Below are 17,487 nucleotides of genomic sequence, written 5' to 3'. Positions count from 1 at the left end.
TCCATAGCGACTCTTGTGAGTATCGAACGCACTCTACTATAACAACCTTTTGTAAATTTCTTATCAATCAAAGCGATATAAATACGATAGTGCTTAGAAGATCATTGAATGATGATTTTTCGTAATATGAGACATCTTCGATATCATTTGTGCTAACAGAAACTATGCTTGTTATATAATTGATAACACGAGGCTTTAATTATGGAATACCGACATATTCTGGTCGCAGTTGAAATGTCTGACGACACTAAGATTCTGATTGATCGAGCGACCTTCTTCGCAGACAAACTGGAGGCTGGCATTTCATTTGTTTATATCGACGGCACGCATGGAGAGATTTACCCAGAACTCGTCGATATTCAGGGGAATGAAGGTGACTTACCGATCAATGAAGATTCCGTTAAACATTTGAAAGAGTTTGAGGCCTACGCTAAACACCCAATCAAGCACATATTCGTAGGAACGGGGGATTTGAACGATAAGCTCAAAAACACCATCGAAGTAAACGGCGTCGACCTATTGCTATGTGGCCATCACCATGACTTTTGGCATAAAATCATTTCCCATTCGAAACAGATCATCGACACATCTCCTGTCGATATTCTAATTGTTCCAATGGATTAGCTACTGCAGTTCGAAATTTTAAAACGTCCTGTATTGCCAACCTCTATCGGTATTATTGGTTGGCTTGCCCCCCGATCCCCCCCTTCTTTACGCTTAGTTCAGTCATTACCTTTTTAAAACAATCATTTGTGATCTTGTCAGCTTATCAACTCGTAAGCGTCTAATAATTAACAAATCGCACTATTTAGACTTGGCTATTCAAACGGATATGTACGATCCAGACCATGCGTTAATCAACAAGTGGGCTGTTAGAAGCAAAGAACCTGTCTTAACCAACAATCAGGATGTGTTATGAACTTTAAAACCGTGCGCCTTATCTTAGGCGACCAACTCAATATCCAGCACTCTTGGTTTCAACAAGTTGATGACGACGTCATTTATATCATTGCCGAACTTAAGCAGGAGACTGACTACGTTGCATCGCACATCCAAAAGGTGGCTGCTTTTTTCTCTGCGATGGACTACTTTGCCGACGAGCTCAAACAACAAGGTCATCAGGTACTCCACCTCACTCTGGATGACACGACTCAATTTGAAAATCTCGATGCTCTGTTGCAACACTACGTACACGAATTCGGCGCACAGAAATTCGAATATCAAAGGCCAGATGAATATCGCCTTTTAGAGCAGATGAACAAGCTAAAGCTCACTAATACGACCAAAGGTTGTTGTGATACGGAACACTTCCTTTTTCCGTTTGACGAGATTGAAACCCAGTTTCCTAAAGACAAACACATCATGATGGAACACTTCTATCGCCGAATGAGAAAGCGCTTCGACATTTTGCTAGAAGACGGAAAGCCAGTTGGCGGCAAATGGAATTACGATGCGAGCAATCGAAAGAAACTCAAGAAACAAGACATTGAAAGCCTGCCTCAACCTCTGATGTTTGCCAACGACATTTCCGCGATTTTAGAACGCATCGAACGTCATCAAGTTAAAACCATTGGTGAAGTTGGCGACCAATTATTATGGCCAGTTAACCGCGCACAAAGCTTGTCTTTACTCGCGCACTTCTGCCAAGTTTGCTTACCGTTATTTGGGCAGTTTCAAGATGCGATGACTACAGAGCACGACTCTAAATGGAGCTTGTATCATAGCCGTCTCTCCTTTTCGTTGAACAGTAAACTGCTGAACCCTAACGAAGTGATTGATGCTGCACTGTCGACCTATCAAGCATCCAGTTCTCACGAAAAACCAACTATCGATATTGCTCAAGTCGAAGGGTTCGTGCGCCAAATTCTAGGTTGGAGAGAGTACATACGCGCCGTCTATTGGGCAAACATGCCTGCGTACGCCAATAAAAACCATTATTCAGCAACCAATAAGCTGCCTCATTACTTTTGGGACGGACAAACCAAAATGAATTGCATGAAGCACGCGATTGACCAGTCCCTTGAGTTTGCTTACGCGCATCACATCCAAAGATTAATGATCACCGGCAACTTCTGCTTAATTACGGGCATAGACCCCGACCAAGTCGATAGTTGGTACCTTGGTATTTACGTCGACGCGATTGAGTGGGTCGAAATGCCAAATACGCGAGGTATGGCACTGTTTGCGGATGGCGGGATCGTCGGAACCAAACCATACTCTGCCAGCGGTTCTTACATTAATCGCATGAGCGACTACTGCAAAGGCTGTCATTACCAAATTAAAGAACGCAGTGGCGATAGTTCTTGTCCATACAACAGCTTGTATTGGCGCTTCATGAACCAACACCGCGATGCGTTAAACCGTAACCCACGCATGGGCATGTTATATCGCTCTTGGGACAATATGGCCGAGCAAGATCAACAAGCGATTCTCGATACCGCTGAACAACGAATCACAAACTTGGAGAACTTATAATGGTGGAGCAACTCAGATTACATATATTGGTGGTCGGTGGAAGTGGCGGTATTGGTTTCGCTGTGGTTAAACACCTATTATCTGAGCTCTCTCGGTTTGATTTTCTGGATGTACATGTCGACGCAACTTACCACTCTCAACAACCTGAACTAGAAAACAGCCGCTTAAACTGGCACAAAGTCGACGCCACCGACGAAGCGGATATCAAGCGCTTGAGTTCTGAGTTTGACCAACTTGATTGGTTGATAAACTGCGTGGGTATGCTTCATACACCTGAACTTGGTCCAGAGAAGAACTTGTCGTCCATTGACCCTGAATTTTTCCTGAAAAACATCTCTGTGAATACCCTACCCAGTTTATTGCTGGCAAAACACTTCACGCCAATTCTTAAAGCCAGTGACAATCCAAAGTTTGCTGTAGTGTCAGCCAAAGTCGGTAGCATTTCAGATAACCGCTTAGGCGGCTGGTATAGCTATCGCTCATCGAAAGCAGCCCTCAACATGTTCATTAAAACCATGTCGATTGAATGGCAGCGTACCCTTAAGAAAGGCACCGTGTTGGCTCTACACCCAGGCACAACAAACACAGCTCTGTCGAAGCCTTTTCAGACCAATGTCCCTGAGGGTAAGTTGTTTGAGTCTAGCTATGTCGCCCATCAATTAGTCGATATCATTCGCACTGCGACACCGGATAACAGTGGGGACTTCTACGCTTATGATGGTGAGCAACTTAGTTGGTAGTTAATACCTGTTTCAGGAAATAAAAAACCCAACAGAGTTGAAGCTCTATCGGGTTGTTTTTTTGAAAGAACGCCTTAGTTTATTAAGGCGTTTTGACTGACATTTAACTAAAGATCAAAACTGATCATCACGATTACTCAGCCCAATTGAACTTGCTATCATCGACACCATCTTTTTCTTCTTTAACACGTTCACGTCGGTGTTGTTCTTCAACTCGCGCAGCATCTATCTCTTGCATAATGGCTTCGATATCAGCCAAATCGTCCGTTTCCGTAAACTCGCCCGTCAGCTTACTATCTGGCTTCAAGTCGCCTTTCTCGTATAAAGCCCACATTTCCTTGGCATACTCGGTTTTTGCCAATTCAGGGGCAAACTGAGCATAATAATCACGGATGTTATTGATATCACGAGCCAACATCCACTCAGCGTTGTTGTTCGCCGAAGCATCAACCGCTTGCGGTAAATCGATAATTACTGGGCCGTACTCATCCACCAATACGTTGAACTCAGACAAGTCACCATGGATCAAACCAACGCAAAGCATTTTAACCACGTAAGTCATCATTACGGCGTGATCTTCGATTGCTTGCTCTGCTGACATCACGACATCGTTCAAACGTGGCGCAACATAACCATCATCGTCAGTGACCAGTTCCATGAGCAACACGCCATCAAAACAGCCATAAGGCACAGGCACACGAACGCCCGCTTCAGCTAGTTTATATAAGGCATCAACTTCAGCGTTTTGCCACACTTTCTCTTGCTGTTCTCGACCAAATCCAGAGCCTTTTTCCATGGCTCTAGCACGGCGGCTGTTTCGGACTTTTCGGCCTTCACGATACGCGGTCGCTTTTTTGAAGCTGCGTTGGCTAATTTCCTTATATACCTTGGCACAACGGATCGTATCGCCGCAGCGTACTATGTACACTGACGCTTCTTTGCCACTCATTAATTGGCTTGTCACCTCGTCGACTAAACCATCGTCAACTAAGGGCTGTATTCTTTTAGGTATCTTCATGCCGCCTTTATACATTAGTTGTCTTACAGATAGAAATATTAACTTAAGAAATGAATGACGAAACTATTAACGTGTTCTAAAAACGAACAGAAATTACGCCAAAGTTGGCTTATGACGACGACAACGTTCAGAACAGTAGATCACGTCATCCCAACAGCGCTGCCACTTTTTACGCCATGAGAAAGGCTTTTGGCAAATAGGACATGTCTTAGTTGGTAAATGGGGTTTCTTGTGCATGTCCGTTTCCTTTTCGATGAGTCCACTTCCTGCGTTTACTAGAGATTCCCTATTACGCTCGTTCCTCACTTTAGGGAATGACGATCATTATTATGTTAGTTCCATGTGTTAGCGAGTACGAAAAATGATTGATGACGACCGCGACTCCGTCATCCTCGAAAAGGAGGAACGACTGAATAGCGGATCTGCTGTATCAATGACAAAGCTAGATTCCCTATTACGCTCCTCCCTCGCTTTATTGAATGACGATAATTATTATGTTCGTCCCATGTGTTAGCGAGTACGAGAAATGATTGATGACAGCTCCCGACTCCGTCATCCTCGAGAAGGAGGAACGACTGAATCGGGGATCTGCTGTATCACGAACAAAGCTAGATTCCCTATTACGCTCGTCCCTCGCTTTAGTGAATGACGATAATTATTATGTTCGTCCCATGTGTTAGCGAGTACGAGAAATGATTGATGACAGCTCCCGACTCCGTCATCCTCGAGAAGGAGGAACGACTGAGTCGGGGATCTGCTGTATCACGAACAAAGCTAGATTCCCTATTACGCTCGTCCCTCGCTTTAGTGAATGACGATAATTATTATGTTCGTTCCATGTGTTAGGGAGTACGAGACATGATTGATGACAGCTCCCGACTCCGTCATCCTCGAGAAGGAGGAACGACTGAATAGCGGATCTGCTGTATCAATGACAAAGCTAGATTCCCTATTACGCTCCTCCCTCGCTTTAGTGAATGACGATAATTATTATGTTAGTTCCATGTGTTAGGGAGTACGAGACATGATTGATGACAGCTCCCGACTCCGTCATCCTCGAGAAGGAGGAGCGACTGAGTCGGGGATCTGCTGTATCACGAACAAAGCTAGATTCCCTATTACGCTCGTCCCTCGCTTTAGTGAATGACGATAATTATTATGTTAGTTCCATGTGTTAGCGAGTACGAAAAATGATTGATGACGACCGCGACTCCGTCATCCTCGAAAAGGAGGAACGACTGAATAGCGGATCTGCTGTATCAATGACAAAGCTAGATTCCCTATTACGCTCGTTCCTCGCTTTAGGGAATGACGATCATTATTATTTATGAATACAGCTAAATCTAAGTCACAACCTTATACTGCTTCTCCATCTCACTCACACCTAAGCCAGAGTGTTTTGTTACTTTAAGCTGAACGGGTACTCGCTCTTTCAGCGCTTCAACGTGACTAATGACACCAATCATCTTGCCAGACGCATTCAGGTTATCGAGCGCGTTTAGGGCAATGTCCAATGTGTCACTATCGAGCGTTCCGAAACCCTCATCTAGAAACAGAGAATCAATACTGGTTTTGTAGCTCACAAGATCAGAAAGCGCTAATGCCAACGCCAAACTCACCAAGAAGCTTTCGCCGCCCGACAAAGTCTTAGTGTCACGCATCACATCGCCCTGCCATGTGTCGAGCACTTGCAGTTCTAAGCCATCATCGGCTTTACGTTTTAGCTCATAACGACCATGCAAACGCTGCAGCTGCTTGTTCGCAAGGTACACCAAATTCTCTAGTGTTAGACCTTGGGCAAACTTACGGAACTTGTCGCCGTTCTTAGAGCCGATAAGTGAGTTCAGACGTGAAATATCATCAAACTCGACCTGCTGCTCGTCGATCTGCTTGAACAGATCTTGCTGATTACTACGATTCTGACTATCCGTTTCTAGATTGGCAGAAATCGCGCCGATCTTGGTCGCATGGCTTTGTTGTGCGTTTTGACACTCAGTGGTCGCTTGTTCAACTTGCTGTTGGTCTTGCTCTTGCCATGCTTTAGCATTTTCGTGGTTTTGTAGCTCCACTTGCGCCGCTTTAGCTGTGTTCAACCTTGTATTCGCACTGACAATCGCTTCATCTAAAGACTTCTTCAGGCTTTGAAGTTGAGTTCTAACTTCTTCGTCTAACAACGCTGCTTCAAAATTAGCCTCATCTTCAAATGGGCTAATTTTCAGCGCTTCTAGCCAAGCATTTATCGCTTGTGTGTAACTTGACTGCTTACTGGTCAACGCTTCAGAGAAGCTAATGTGTTTGGTTTGCTCAGTTCGATGTTCCAGCTCGCAACGGTTAAGCACTAACTGCGCGGCATCAAATGCATTTACCGCTTCAGTGACTTTTTGCTTCATCGCATTGCTGGTGGCTTGAATGTCTTTGTCACCAAACAACTCTGTTCTTTCAGCCGTTACACGAGTGAGTTCTGACACTAAAGACTCACTCTGTTGCGTCAGTGTCGCGAGCTCTTTCTCTGCGCTACTTAGCTTGTCATCTAAGGTTTTCAGTTCGGCACTTTGAGTAATCAGTTGCTTCTCAATATCGGCCTGTTGCTGTTTAGTTTGCTGCCATGTGCTTGATGCTTGCGATTTCGCAGTAAACCAATCATCAATATGCTCAAGTTCAGGTGCTTCGATAGCCGTTTGAACAATGCTCTCTTTCAAAGCGTTCCATTGCTGTTCTTTCGCTTGAGCTATCTGAGCCACTTGTTCATTTGTGTTGTGGTTTTGCTTATTCAGATCCGCTAAGCGTTGCTCGGCCAGTTCAAGGTTAGACTGCGCCTTGTCAGCCATAACACTTACAGACAAGCGTTGTTTCTCAGCTTCGGCGTAATGCGCTTTAGCATCAGCCAACGCTTTGAGTTGCTGTGAGCTCTGACTTAGTTGAACTTCACACTGCTGAGCAAAGGTCGCGACTGTAGCTTCATTACCTAAATCATTAATCGTTAGCAGCGCCAATTCAGGAGCCGTGCCAACGAAATCCGATAAGCTCTGTTGAAGCTTGCCGATTACACCTTGCCAGTTCAGTTGAGCCTGCTGAATATCCGCTTGCGCACGTCGAATGTCATCGTTAAGCGCCGCAACCATAGGGGCAAGAGAATCTAGCTGTTGACGATGCTCTTGACCGTCTTTCTTGATGATCGCTAACTCATGCTTTTCACGCTCTTTTTGAGCAACCAAATTTGCAATGTCTTGCGACTGTTCAATCGAATGGTCAGTTGAACCACACAATGGGCACTCAGATCCCGATTCTAAAGCTGCTCGGTATTTTGCCAATTCGCCTTCTTGATCAATCAAACGCGTTAATCGTTCAAGAGACGTCTCTCTCTCTTTATATCGATCCACCAACACTTCACGCTCTTTCGAAAGCTTGTCGACTTTCTGAGTGTTCGTTTGATGAGCCTGTGTTTTTGCGTGCAGTTGTTGTTGGGCATTTAGGAAACCACGATTGATCTCAAGTAATGAGTGCGTATTGCGATTCCAAAACTCCAACAGATCTTTTTGCGCATTCAACACTTGCTCACTGGTATTGCCTTGCAAGGCTTCCCACTGTTGCTTTGCACTACTCTCTAGCACAACCAATTCAGCTAAAGTTTTATCTTGCGTGACTTTAGCTTCTTGCGCAGATTTGATGATCGTTTGCTGTGCATCAACCGCAGACAAAGCTTGCTTCGCTGAATTTAGTTGTTCTGAATGCTGACGCTCAAGGGTACGAACTTGCTCTACCTTTGCTTGCCATTGACCTAAGTATTTTTCCAGATGTTGGTCAGCTTGATGCGTATTTAAGTACTCAGTGCTGAGTTGATATTGTTGCTTCAGTGCATCAGTTTTTTGAACTAAATCGACCTGTTGATTACGCTGCTGCGTGTGTTGCTCGTTTAGCTTATTCGCTGCATTAACGGCCGCCGTTTGCTTATCTTTGAGTACGGCAATTTGGTTATCTAGAGGACGAACCTGTTCAATGATCTTCTCTTGATCTTGTTGTTCGGTTTTTATCTTCTGAACAGCGTCACTGCTTTGAGTCAGTTGAGTTTGCGCGTCTTTCTTTTCTGCATCACGAGCTTCAAGTAACTTGGTGCTGTTATCTAGGTTAGCTTGAGTGGTGTTTACCTCTTGTTCGCAACGCTTTAAATCTTTGTGCATTGGGCGCAGCTTTTCAGCCGGCTCACTGTTTGCCAAACGCTCTAGTGAAGGTTGGTTACGGTCTAGTTCATCTTGAGTGCTTTTAAGGTCGTGCTCACTGGCCGCAATAGTTTGCTCAGCTTTGGTCACGTCTTTCCACCAGCTTAGATGCGCTTGCCACTCTTTTAATTGCTCGGCTAAACGCTTCTGCTCGGCTTCTAGCGTTTCTCGTTCTGCGGTTAGCTCTTTGATTTGCTCTTCAGACAGTAAGCTCACACCTTCTGCTTTCGCTTTAAGGTGATTAAGCGACTCTTCACTCGACTTGAAATGATCGTAGATGCGCTCAGAGATCAGGCTATAGACTTCTGTACCCGTCAGCTCTTCAAGTAGCTCGGCACGGTCGTTAGCATTGGCATTTAAGAACGCCGCAAACTCACCCTGAGACAACATAATCGATTTAGTGAAGCGTGAGAAATCGAGACCGGTTACCTGCTCCACTAACTTGGTCTTCTTGGTCAGCATGGTCTCTAAGACTTTGTCGGTGTCCGCATCCGCAAATTCGCACGTTGGTGTTTGTAATGCGCCATCGTGTTTTCCACGAGCTCGCTTTTGGTGGAAGTTAGAGCGATACGTTTTGCCCTGTACTTCAAACTCCAGTTCAGCAAAACACTCACCCGTGCCACGCGTCATTAATTCGTTGTTGCCTTTGGCGATACTTTTCAAACGCGGCGTGCGGTGGAACAATGCCAAACAAATCGCGTCAAGAATGGTGGTTTTACCCGCCCCTGTTGGGCCAGTAATCGCAAACAAGCCATTTTCCGCAAACGGTGATTGGGTAAAATCGAGCTTCCAACGTCCTTTCAAAGAGTTCAGGTTTTCAAATTCTAGGCTTAAAATCTTCATACTGGTTACTCTTCTACTTTGTTTGGCGCTTGAGCGCTCTCAGACACTTCAACCATCACTTGTTTAAACTTCACCGTCATGCGCTCTAAACGCGCTTTTTCAGAATCGGTTTCAAATTCTTCTAAGGCAATACGCTTCGTAAACACGTCCATCGGGCTCAATTCTGACAGTGTTTCTGCCGACTCTTGCTCTAAAGCTTGGTTACGGCGTTCTCTTGCGCGGCGCAATTGAAGCACTTCCACATTCAAACCTTCGGTTAGTGCGCGCATACGTTCTTGAAGATCCGACAAGTAATCTTGCGCTTGCACTTCTATCGATAACCACACGCTTTGGTCGCTATCTAAGCCTATATATTGATTCAGTTGAGATTCGATCTCGCTCAAGTCGCCTTTGATTTCAGCTAGGGGTTGGAACGTTGGAACTGGCAATTGAGAAATGGTGCGCTCGCCCTCAATAAACTCAACCACACATACCTGCTTTTGAGATTTAAGTTCATCAAAGCTTAATGGAATTGGTGAGCCGCAGTAACGAATGTATTCACGCTTTGCTACCACTTGTGGGCGGTGGATATGACCAAGTGCAATATAATCTGCGTCTGGGAAGCCATCAGCGGCAAAACCATCAAGGTTACCAACATAGATGTCGCGTACCGAATCCGATTGTTGAACGCCCATCGCCGTTAAATGACCCGTAGCGATAATCGGCATGTGCTCACTGTTTTCAAACGTCGCACGTTTTTCTACAGCGGCATCATAAACACTTTGGTAGTGCTGTTTGATTGCATCGCCAAGCTGCTTCTGACGCTCAACGCCAGTGACACCCGCCTGACTAGTCAATACATCGCGAGGGCGAATAAAAGGAATGGCACAAACCAGCGCTTCTACATCGCCGTTCTTGCCTTTTAGTTCGACAACCTGAGTCGCATGATCTTCATTGGTATTAGGAATTACGTCTGCGCCCATGTATTTGAGCAGCTGTTGTGTCTCTTTTAATACAGAAACGGAATCGTGATTTCCACCTAATAACACCAATTGGCAGCCGATCTTGTTCGAATCGACCACGAACTTGTTATACATCTCACGAGCGTAACTCGGCGGTGTGCTGGTATCGAAAATGTCGCCAGCAACAATGATCGCGTCGATGTCGTGCTCTGTAACTTGCTCAAGTAACCATTGTAAGAACTGTTCATGTTCATTCTTACGGCTTTTATTGTAGAAGTTTTGGCCAAGGTGCCAATCTGACGTGTGAAGAATCTTCATTGCTGCTCACTGGAAGTCTGTAATACTTCTAATTTACCAAAATACCTATCAACTACCAAAATAGTTCTCACAATTCCCTTTTATAAGCTTGTGAAAAGCAACTAATTTCAGGTTTTGTGCCAACCTAGTTCAGAATCTGACCAATCGTTATTTTTGACATAAAAAAACCGCTCAAAGTTAGAGCGGTTTTTAGGTGTCCACGAATACTAGCGGTAAGCTATTTTGCAGAGGTCATTAGAAATTGTAAGAAGCGCCCAATGTTACTGTGCTAAACGCTACATCTCTGCTACTTGTACGGAGTTTGTTGCCATTGAAACTGTAGGTGTAAGTTTCAATATTCACAGCATCTGCTTGCGAGATCAGACGAAGTGTTAGGTTTTCTACAGGCGTGTATTCAACACCAATACCAAAATGGAAGCCTGTACCCGAATCGTCGCCATAGTAAGCGCCGTTACTAGAGTTCAGATCAACATAGCTCAAACCTGCTGTTACAAACGGACGAATTGAATTATCAAATGTGTAACCTACGTTTGCAGCAACAGAAAGAGCCGTTGGTGAAAGCTTCTTTTTGCCCAATAGTTCATAGTCAGCGTAATCCGTGTAACCAAGCTCAATACCAACAATGCGGTTAAATTGATAACCACCGTAAAGGCTGTACCCCATGCTTTCAGCATCTAAATCAGCGCCACCGTCAGTGTCTGAATCTTGATATACACCAAGGCCAGCACCAATGTATGGACCACCTTCAATATCAGCAGCGAATGTAGGGAGTGAAACCAAGCCGACTAGACCCAATAGAAATGATGATTTAAGCATGAAAATACCCTTTTTTAGTTTGTCTTACAGCACCGTTCATCAACTATTAATAGGTTTCCGACACTATTCCAACGGTTGCGATACTGTTCAATATAAATTATTCAAGCGACTCCTAACAAACAATAAAACACTGTTCATTTGCGGGGCGATAGGAAAATTAACACGACAATATTCATTCATCAAGCAAATAATTAAAGTATTTAACTGTGTCTTATTTATGAGATTTAATAAAGTAGCCAACTAAAAAACGAAGTAAACCCATAATATTTTTGATTATAAAAACCAATAAAAATCACTTATAATCAAAAGGTTAAACAACAACCAACGTTCAGAGTAGCGCTTGGACACACCAGTTATACCTTCCCCAAAAATACAAAAAACTCACGCTATCGATTAATAGTGTGAGTTTTATTTACTGTTTTCGGAATATCTTGGAGCTAAACGATCAAAGATATTGCAATAGAAGCCATAATGACCCCAACGACAAATTCCAATACCTTCCACGCTCTCGGGTTCTTAAACATTGGAGCCAAGAAGCGTGCGCCATATCCAAGCGAAAAGAAGAACACAAACGACGCCGATACGGCACCAGCGCCAAACAACATTTGATTAGGTTGATATTGAGTTGAAATAGAACCCAGCAATACCACAGTATCCAAATACACATGCGGATTAAGCCAAGTGAACGCCAAACACATTGCAATCGCTTTGGTTAACGAGTCTTTGTTTTCTGCACTGGCTTCTAATGCATGGTTTTCGGTAAATGCTGAGCGAAAACTCAAAAATGAGTAAACACCTAAAAAGGTAGCCCCACCATAACGGGCGAACTGTTCAATTTGTGGGAACTGCTTAACGATTGCACCAAAGCCTGTCACACCAAAACTAATGAGTAAGGCATCAGAAATAGCACACACAGCGCAAACTGCCAATACGTGTTGGTTCTTAAGCCCTTGCTTTAAAACAAATGCATTTTGAGATCCGATCGCGAGGATAAGCGAAAGCCCAAGAGTAAAACCTGAAAAATAAGTCGGCATCAAAGGTTAGCCTCTTAACGTAACTCAACACTCATGAACTGACTGTGAGGATCTAACACATAATCAGCAAAAGGTTCACAGTAACCGAAGCCAAATTTTTGATACAAATTACGCGCTGGCTTAAAGTAGTCTTCCGATCCTGTTTCTAGGCTAATGCGTCGATACTGGCGAGCGGTCGCCGTATCCAAAACGTGTTGCAATAGCTTGCTTGCGACACCGGACTTTCTTGCAAACTGCGAGGTTCTCATCGATTTGAGTTCAGCGTGTTGTGTATCAAGCTCTTTAATGGCGACACACCCAAGCAGTTGGCTGTCTTTCCAAGCGCTGAAAAAGGTAATCTCTGGCGACTTGAGCCCATCCAGATCTAATGCATGAACGCTTTCGGCTGGCGAAGTTGCGTACATATCGGCAAGGTGCTCTTCAAGTAGCACAATGACTTCCCCACCCGATAAATCATCAAGCCTAATTTCTATTGAAGTACTGGTTTCCAATGTTGTTCCATTTTCCATTGAATCCTGTGCATTTAATGCTGATGTCATTGTCTCAACTCTCCTTGTTCAGTGTGCTTGTTTAGCTTGAGTGATTTGGCTTTAATTATCGACCTAATTTATTGAATTAATTCCTTTTCAAAAATTCGGTTCGAACCAGTAAAACTAGCGGTTAATCATGAAATTATAAATGTCATACTTAACTTACTTAGATAGCATGTTTTTGCTATCTAGTCTCGTCATAAAAGTCTTCTACAACCCCAATGTGGTCGCTACACCGAGAGAGCAATACCTGTTTCAGTTAACGAATGAGTAGTCAGAGCAAAGTGAATAGCGATGAAATGCATACTGATGTTGTTGGAAACTTAAATGTTCCTTTAACCAGTGCCATTTAAAATCATCATAAGTTAGAAAATAAACGCTTTCATTGACCGAAAATTTGATTGCGATTTCGACATTTCGGTATATGATGCGCCACCCCAATTTTTTCAGCTCATGCTGTAGGCACTTATGTCCGCCAATATGTCAGCTACTATTTCTTCCAACGCACTTTATACCGACCTATCCGGTTACTACGATTTAATGTGTGTTGATATTGACTATCAAGCGCAAAGTAACTGCGTACGTAGGCTACATCAAATTTTCGGAAATGGTGGAAAGACTCACCTCGACTTAGCTTGTGGCACTGGTCCACACGTTCATCACTTTATCGATTTTGGTTACCAAAGCAATGGACTCGATCTCAACGCGCCAATGCTTGATATCGCTCAAGTTCGTTGTCCTGAAGCAAATTTTTCGGTTCAGAACATGAGTAACTTTGAAGTCTCGGAGCCACTCGACTTGATCACCTGTTTTTTGTATTCAATCCATTACAACGACGGTATTGAGAGGCTAAAAGAGTGCATTGCAAGCGTGCACCGAGCTTTGAAACCCGAAGGTGTCTTCTGCTTCAACGTGGTTGATAAAGAGAAGATCAGCAATGACTTGTTTGTTCGACATACTGCAAACCAAGAACACGATGACTTTACCTTTCGCTCAGGTTGGTATTACTCCGGCGAAGGTAGCAAGCAAACGTTAAAGCTAAGCATCGAAAAAACGACTGCCGGTGAAACTCAGATATGGAATGACGAACATCCGATGGTGGCATTCTCGTTTAAGGAATTGATCGAGATATTGAAGCCCTACTTCGAGGTTCATATTTTTGAGCACGATTATGACAAGCTGCTGCCTTGGGATAGCAAATCAGGTAATGCTTTGGTCACTTGTGTAAAAATCTAGGTAAACCAATTCCAAACGAATTAAACCGATACAAGCACACAAAAAAGAACCCACACTCGCCGTTCTCTTTATAGAGTACCTAGCCAATGTGGATTCTTCGTTTTTATATGTATCTTTCTAACGAATCAAACAGAGATTGATTAGAAGTCCGCTGTCATACCTACGTAGTAAGTACGTGGCTCTTCAACATAACCCATGCTCTCTAGCTCTTGAGATACAGCTTCATCAGTCAAGTTAGTAATACCAGCGCGTAGTCGAACAGAGTCATTAACGTTATACACAGTACCGATGCTCAGTGTTGTGTATGCGTCTTGCTTTAAGTCGCTTTCGATATTACGCTCGCCACGGTAGCGCGCACTAATGAACGTATTTAAGTCGAAAGTCGGGCTCCAGTTCAGTTTAACTAAACCTGAATGCTTGTAACGCTCAAGCAGTTCTTCACCCGTTGACTTATCTTCTGTGTCTAAGAAGGTGTAGTTACCAGACACGCCCCACTCATCGGTAATCTGGAATTGACCCGTAAGTTCAGCACCTTGAACCACCGCCTCAGATACATTGGTATAAGTACGCTTGCCTTTCACATAGCCAGTAGAGCTAGAACTGTCCGCGCACCCTTTACCCGATTCAAACACTCCGCCGTTCTCGCAGTAGGTTTCATCGCGATCAATAAGATCGTTGATTTCGTTGCGGAACAAGGCACCTTCAACATTCCAACGTGGTTGGTTGTATATTGCTGCAATTTCATAGTTCAAGCTCGTTTCAGGCTTCAGGTTTTCGTTGCCATATAAATCGCACGCTCCCTTGCAGCTATTAACTGTGTAGTCGGCTTGGTTTTGAGTCAACGAAGGTGCTTTGAAAGCCTTACCCACACCACCTTTGATGATGAGATCATTGGTCGTTTGGTGAACCAAGTACACACGCGGACTGAATTCTTCACCGTACCATTCGTGCTTATCTAAACGTCCACCAATGGTTGCGGTGAGTTGTTCAGTCATCAGCCACTGGTCTTGAACAAACAAGGCACCTTGGTACGCTTCTGATGTACCGTTGATCAAGTTTTCTTTGTTGGTTAATTCGCTCAACTGGTAGTCCATACCAAAAGTTACGGTGTGACTCTCACCAAGATAAGTCGTCGCTGATGCTTCTACTATTTGAGTTAGCTCTTCTACATCACTACTGTAATTGTTACCTAGATCAGCTGCATCATTATCTGTCACGTTTTCACGAGAGTAACGAACTTGTGTATCACCCCAGCTCCAAAAGCCGCTGTGTGTAATCGCTTGACTGTTACGTACCACCTTACTATCGACTAGGTTAGAACCTGTAGCGTGTTCGGCTAAACCATCACGTTTATCGTCACTATAGCCAAGATCTAAATCAATCGTTTGGTTGTCTGTAACATTCCACGCCAGGTTGGCTAGCAAACTTAAGGTGTCGCGCTCTTCAAGAGCGGTAATGTTCTCTCGACCATTACCTGTATACGGCTGCCATGCGTCACGCGAGGTTTGATTTAACGAGAAACGTGCAAACAATTCATCATCAATCAATGCACCGGACGTGGTAAAACCAACTGAATATTCTTCCCCACCATCTCCGTCTAATGGAGATGAAGTGTCCATATTAATCGTTGAGCTCCAGTCATTTTCCGGAGCTTTGGTGATGATGTTGATTGTGCCACCCATGCCATCTGAACCATAAAGTGCAGACATTGGGCCGCGGATGATTTCAACGCGTTCGATTGATTCAGCAGGAATAGTGGAAAGATCGAAATCGTTACCACGGATGATGGCACTTGCTGAACTTAAACGGCGGCCGTTAACCATGATAAGCGTGTAGTCTGAATCCATACCACGAATAGAGATCATCTGACGGCCAGCGCGTGTGCTATCAAAATCAGATTCCACACTCGTTGATTCAGCAACGATATCTGCCAAGGTGATACCAGGGCTATCTTCGATGTCTTGAGCTGTGATAACCGACATTGACGCTGGCGCTTGCTTTAGAGCCATTTCAGTACGAGTTGCCGTAACAACCATTTGTTCATCTGTAGCTTGCGGTTTTTCTTGCGCTAACACGTTAGCCGAAAGTGAGGTACAAATAACAGCTACTGCGATCGAAAGGGGTTTACGAATCAAAAGAGGCTTGCGAACTATAAGGTGTTTGCGAACCAAAAGAGACTTGCGAATCAGAAGAGATTTCTCAGACATGATATTTATTCTTATATGTAATTAGTAATGATAATGGTTTGCATTAAACAACCAGTCACCACTCCAATCAACGAAAGTTTCATGTTGAAAATTTATTATGATTATTCATTTTTCAAATAAAGGATTTAACCTATATTCATTTCATTAGCATTAGACAAATAGCATTCATCTGCCAGATGGTTTAGGAGTATGTCTCTTTAAATAGTTCACGAATCCAACGACACATAGGGTCATTGTGGAAACGTTTATGCCAGTAGAGATACACATCTTCTGATGGGCTCCTGATCGCTTTGGGTACGCGTTTACAAACAAGGTTTCTCTGTTTTGCTGCTTGTTGAGCGAAAGGAGTTGGTAGGTGAAAGATGATATCGGTCGCTTCAGCCATATCTGGTGCGACGTTAAAGTTAGACAGTTGGATAGGTATTGATAACTGACGCTGCTTATCGATCAAGCCCAAATCTTTGAAACGACTTTCAATCGAGAGCTTTTTATCCCCTTGCAGTGAGATCTGGCCGAGTTGGCTATTCAATAAATCATCAACGGTGATCTCTTTATCTGCTAACGGGTGGTCTTTGCTCATTAATAACCGATAATCGCGGCTGATCACGAACATTCGATACAGATTTTGTTCTGAGCTTAACGGCTCATGCGTCGACAGTACAAAGTGAGCATCTCCCGATAGCAAAGGTTCAAAGTGACGTTTAGGGATTGAATCTATATCAATAGTCATGTTCGGCGCTTGCTTGCGGATCTGCGTGACGACTTTTGGTAACAAATGCGACACTTGTGGAACCAAGCCAAAGAACCGAACGGTACTATTGCTCGTCTGCGGTTCAAATACGTCTCCGTGAACCAGTTTCTCTAAACGTGCGAGAACGGAGTTGAGATCTTGCTTAATGACTTCTGCTTTCGGGGTTAACTCATAACCATAGGCTGCGCGTACCAATAAATCATCGTTGAATACCGTTCGTAGTTTTTGTAGCGAACGACTCACCGTCGGTTGGCTCATATCCAGCGCCAACGCAGTGTTTGATACGTGCTTCTCTTCAAGAAGGTGTTTAAGAATGACGAGTAGGTTTAGGTCAACTTGGGCAAGATTCATTATTGGGATA

Annotated in this window: 13 protein-coding genes; 4 read left to right on the top strand and 9 right to left on the bottom strand. The window is 43.9% G+C overall.

Going from position 1 to position 17,487, the window contains the following annotated elements; translation table 11 throughout:
- The first annotated feature begins 201 nt into the window (after nucleotides 1-201).
- The 3 genes from K08M4_RS06965 (at nucleotide 202) to K08M4_RS06950 (ending at nucleotide 3,215) form a co-directional block, all read left to right on the top strand.
- On the top strand, nucleotides 202-624 hold the full coding sequence (locus tag K08M4_RS06965; protein ID WP_086049340.1) for a universal stress protein: 423 nt from the start codon (nucleotides 202-204) through the stop codon (nucleotides 622-624).
- Nucleotides 625-915: 291 nt separating this feature from the next.
- The gene (locus K08M4_RS06955; protein WP_086049339.1) at nucleotides 916-2,475 is read left to right on the top strand and encodes a cryptochrome/photolyase family protein; all 1,560 of its coding nucleotides are present in this window, start codon (nucleotides 916-918) and stop codon (nucleotides 2,473-2,475) included.
- On the top strand, nucleotides 2,475-3,215 hold the full coding sequence (locus K08M4_RS06950; RefSeq protein WP_086049338.1) for an SDR family oxidoreductase: 741 nt from the start codon (nucleotides 2,475-2,477) through the stop codon (nucleotides 3,213-3,215). Before K08M4_RS06955 ends, K08M4_RS06950 begins: the two co-directional genes overlap by 1 nt.
- A gap of 133 nt (nucleotides 3,216-3,348) precedes the next feature.
- Here K08M4_RS06950 and K08M4_RS06945 read toward each other — a convergent pair whose 3' ends face one another.
- From K08M4_RS06945 to K08M4_RS06915, 7 genes are all read right to left on the bottom strand, one after another.
- Nucleotides 3,349-4,233 (bottom strand): PA4780 family RIO1-like protein kinase, encoded by an 885-nt coding sequence (locus K08M4_RS06945; protein WP_086050401.1) that lies wholly within the window; start codon nucleotides 4,231-4,233, stop codon nucleotides 3,349-3,351.
- Between the two features lie 93 nt (nucleotides 4,234-4,326).
- Nucleotides 4,327-4,470 (bottom strand): DUF2256 domain-containing protein, encoded by a 144-nt coding sequence (locus K08M4_RS06940; protein WP_017078065.1) that lies wholly within the window; start codon nucleotides 4,468-4,470, stop codon nucleotides 4,327-4,329.
- Between the two features lie 1,106 nt (nucleotides 4,471-5,576).
- Nucleotides 5,577-9,293, bottom strand: a complete 3,717-nt coding sequence (locus tag K08M4_RS06935; RefSeq protein ID WP_086049337.1) for an AAA family ATPase — start codon at nucleotides 9,291-9,293, stop codon at nucleotides 5,577-5,579.
- Nucleotides 9,294-9,298: 5 nt separating this feature from the next.
- Nucleotides 9,299-10,552: an exonuclease subunit SbcD gene (gene sbcD, locus K08M4_RS06930; protein ID WP_086049336.1), complete on the bottom strand. Its 1,254-nt coding sequence runs from the start codon at nucleotides 10,550-10,552 to the stop codon at nucleotides 9,299-9,301.
- A 234-nt stretch (nucleotides 10,553-10,786) separates the two neighbouring features.
- A complete protein-coding gene (locus K08M4_RS06925) occupies nucleotides 10,787-11,368 on the bottom strand; it encodes a porin family protein (RefSeq protein WP_086049335.1) in 582 nt (193 codons plus the stop codon).
- A gap of 437 nt (nucleotides 11,369-11,805) precedes the next feature.
- Complete coding sequence (locus tag K08M4_RS06920; RefSeq protein WP_086049334.1) at nucleotides 11,806-12,402, bottom strand: LysE/ArgO family amino acid transporter; 597 nt, start codon at nucleotides 12,400-12,402, stop codon at nucleotides 11,806-11,808.
- Between the two features lie 14 nt (nucleotides 12,403-12,416).
- Nucleotides 12,417-12,941: a GNAT family N-acetyltransferase gene (locus K08M4_RS06915; RefSeq protein WP_232460228.1), complete on the bottom strand. Its 525-nt coding sequence runs from the start codon at nucleotides 12,939-12,941 to the stop codon at nucleotides 12,417-12,419.
- A 471-nt stretch (nucleotides 12,942-13,412) separates the two neighbouring features.
- Between K08M4_RS06915 and K08M4_RS06910 the strand changes: the two genes are divergently transcribed.
- Nucleotides 13,413-14,168, top strand: coding sequence for a class I SAM-dependent DNA methyltransferase (locus tag K08M4_RS06910; RefSeq protein ID WP_086049333.1), 756 nt, complete (start codon nucleotides 13,413-13,415; stop codon nucleotides 14,166-14,168).
- A gap of 140 nt (nucleotides 14,169-14,308) precedes the next feature.
- On the opposite strand, the gene K08M4_RS06905 is transcribed toward K08M4_RS06910, so the two are convergent.
- Both K08M4_RS06905 and K08M4_RS06900 read right to left on the bottom strand, forming a co-directional pair.
- Complete coding sequence (locus tag K08M4_RS06905; RefSeq protein ID WP_435532557.1) at nucleotides 14,309-16,375, bottom strand: TonB-dependent receptor domain-containing protein; 2,067 nt, start codon at nucleotides 16,373-16,375, stop codon at nucleotides 14,309-14,311.
- A 181-nt stretch (nucleotides 16,376-16,556) separates the two neighbouring features.
- Nucleotides 16,557-17,477 carry a LysR family transcriptional regulator gene (locus K08M4_RS06900; protein ID WP_086049332.1) on the bottom strand — a complete coding sequence of 307 codons (921 nt, stop codon included), beginning with the start codon at nucleotides 17,475-17,477 and terminating at the stop codon, nucleotides 16,557-16,559.
- Nucleotides 17,478-17,487 lie beyond the last annotated feature (10 nt).

This window comes from Vibrio syngnathi, assembly GCF_002119525.1.
GTDB lineage: Bacteria > Pseudomonadota > Gammaproteobacteria > Enterobacterales > Vibrionaceae > Vibrio > Vibrio syngnathi.
The sequence above is the reverse complement of the archived record's forward strand: the minus strand, read 5'-3'. Positions and strand labels throughout refer to the sequence as shown.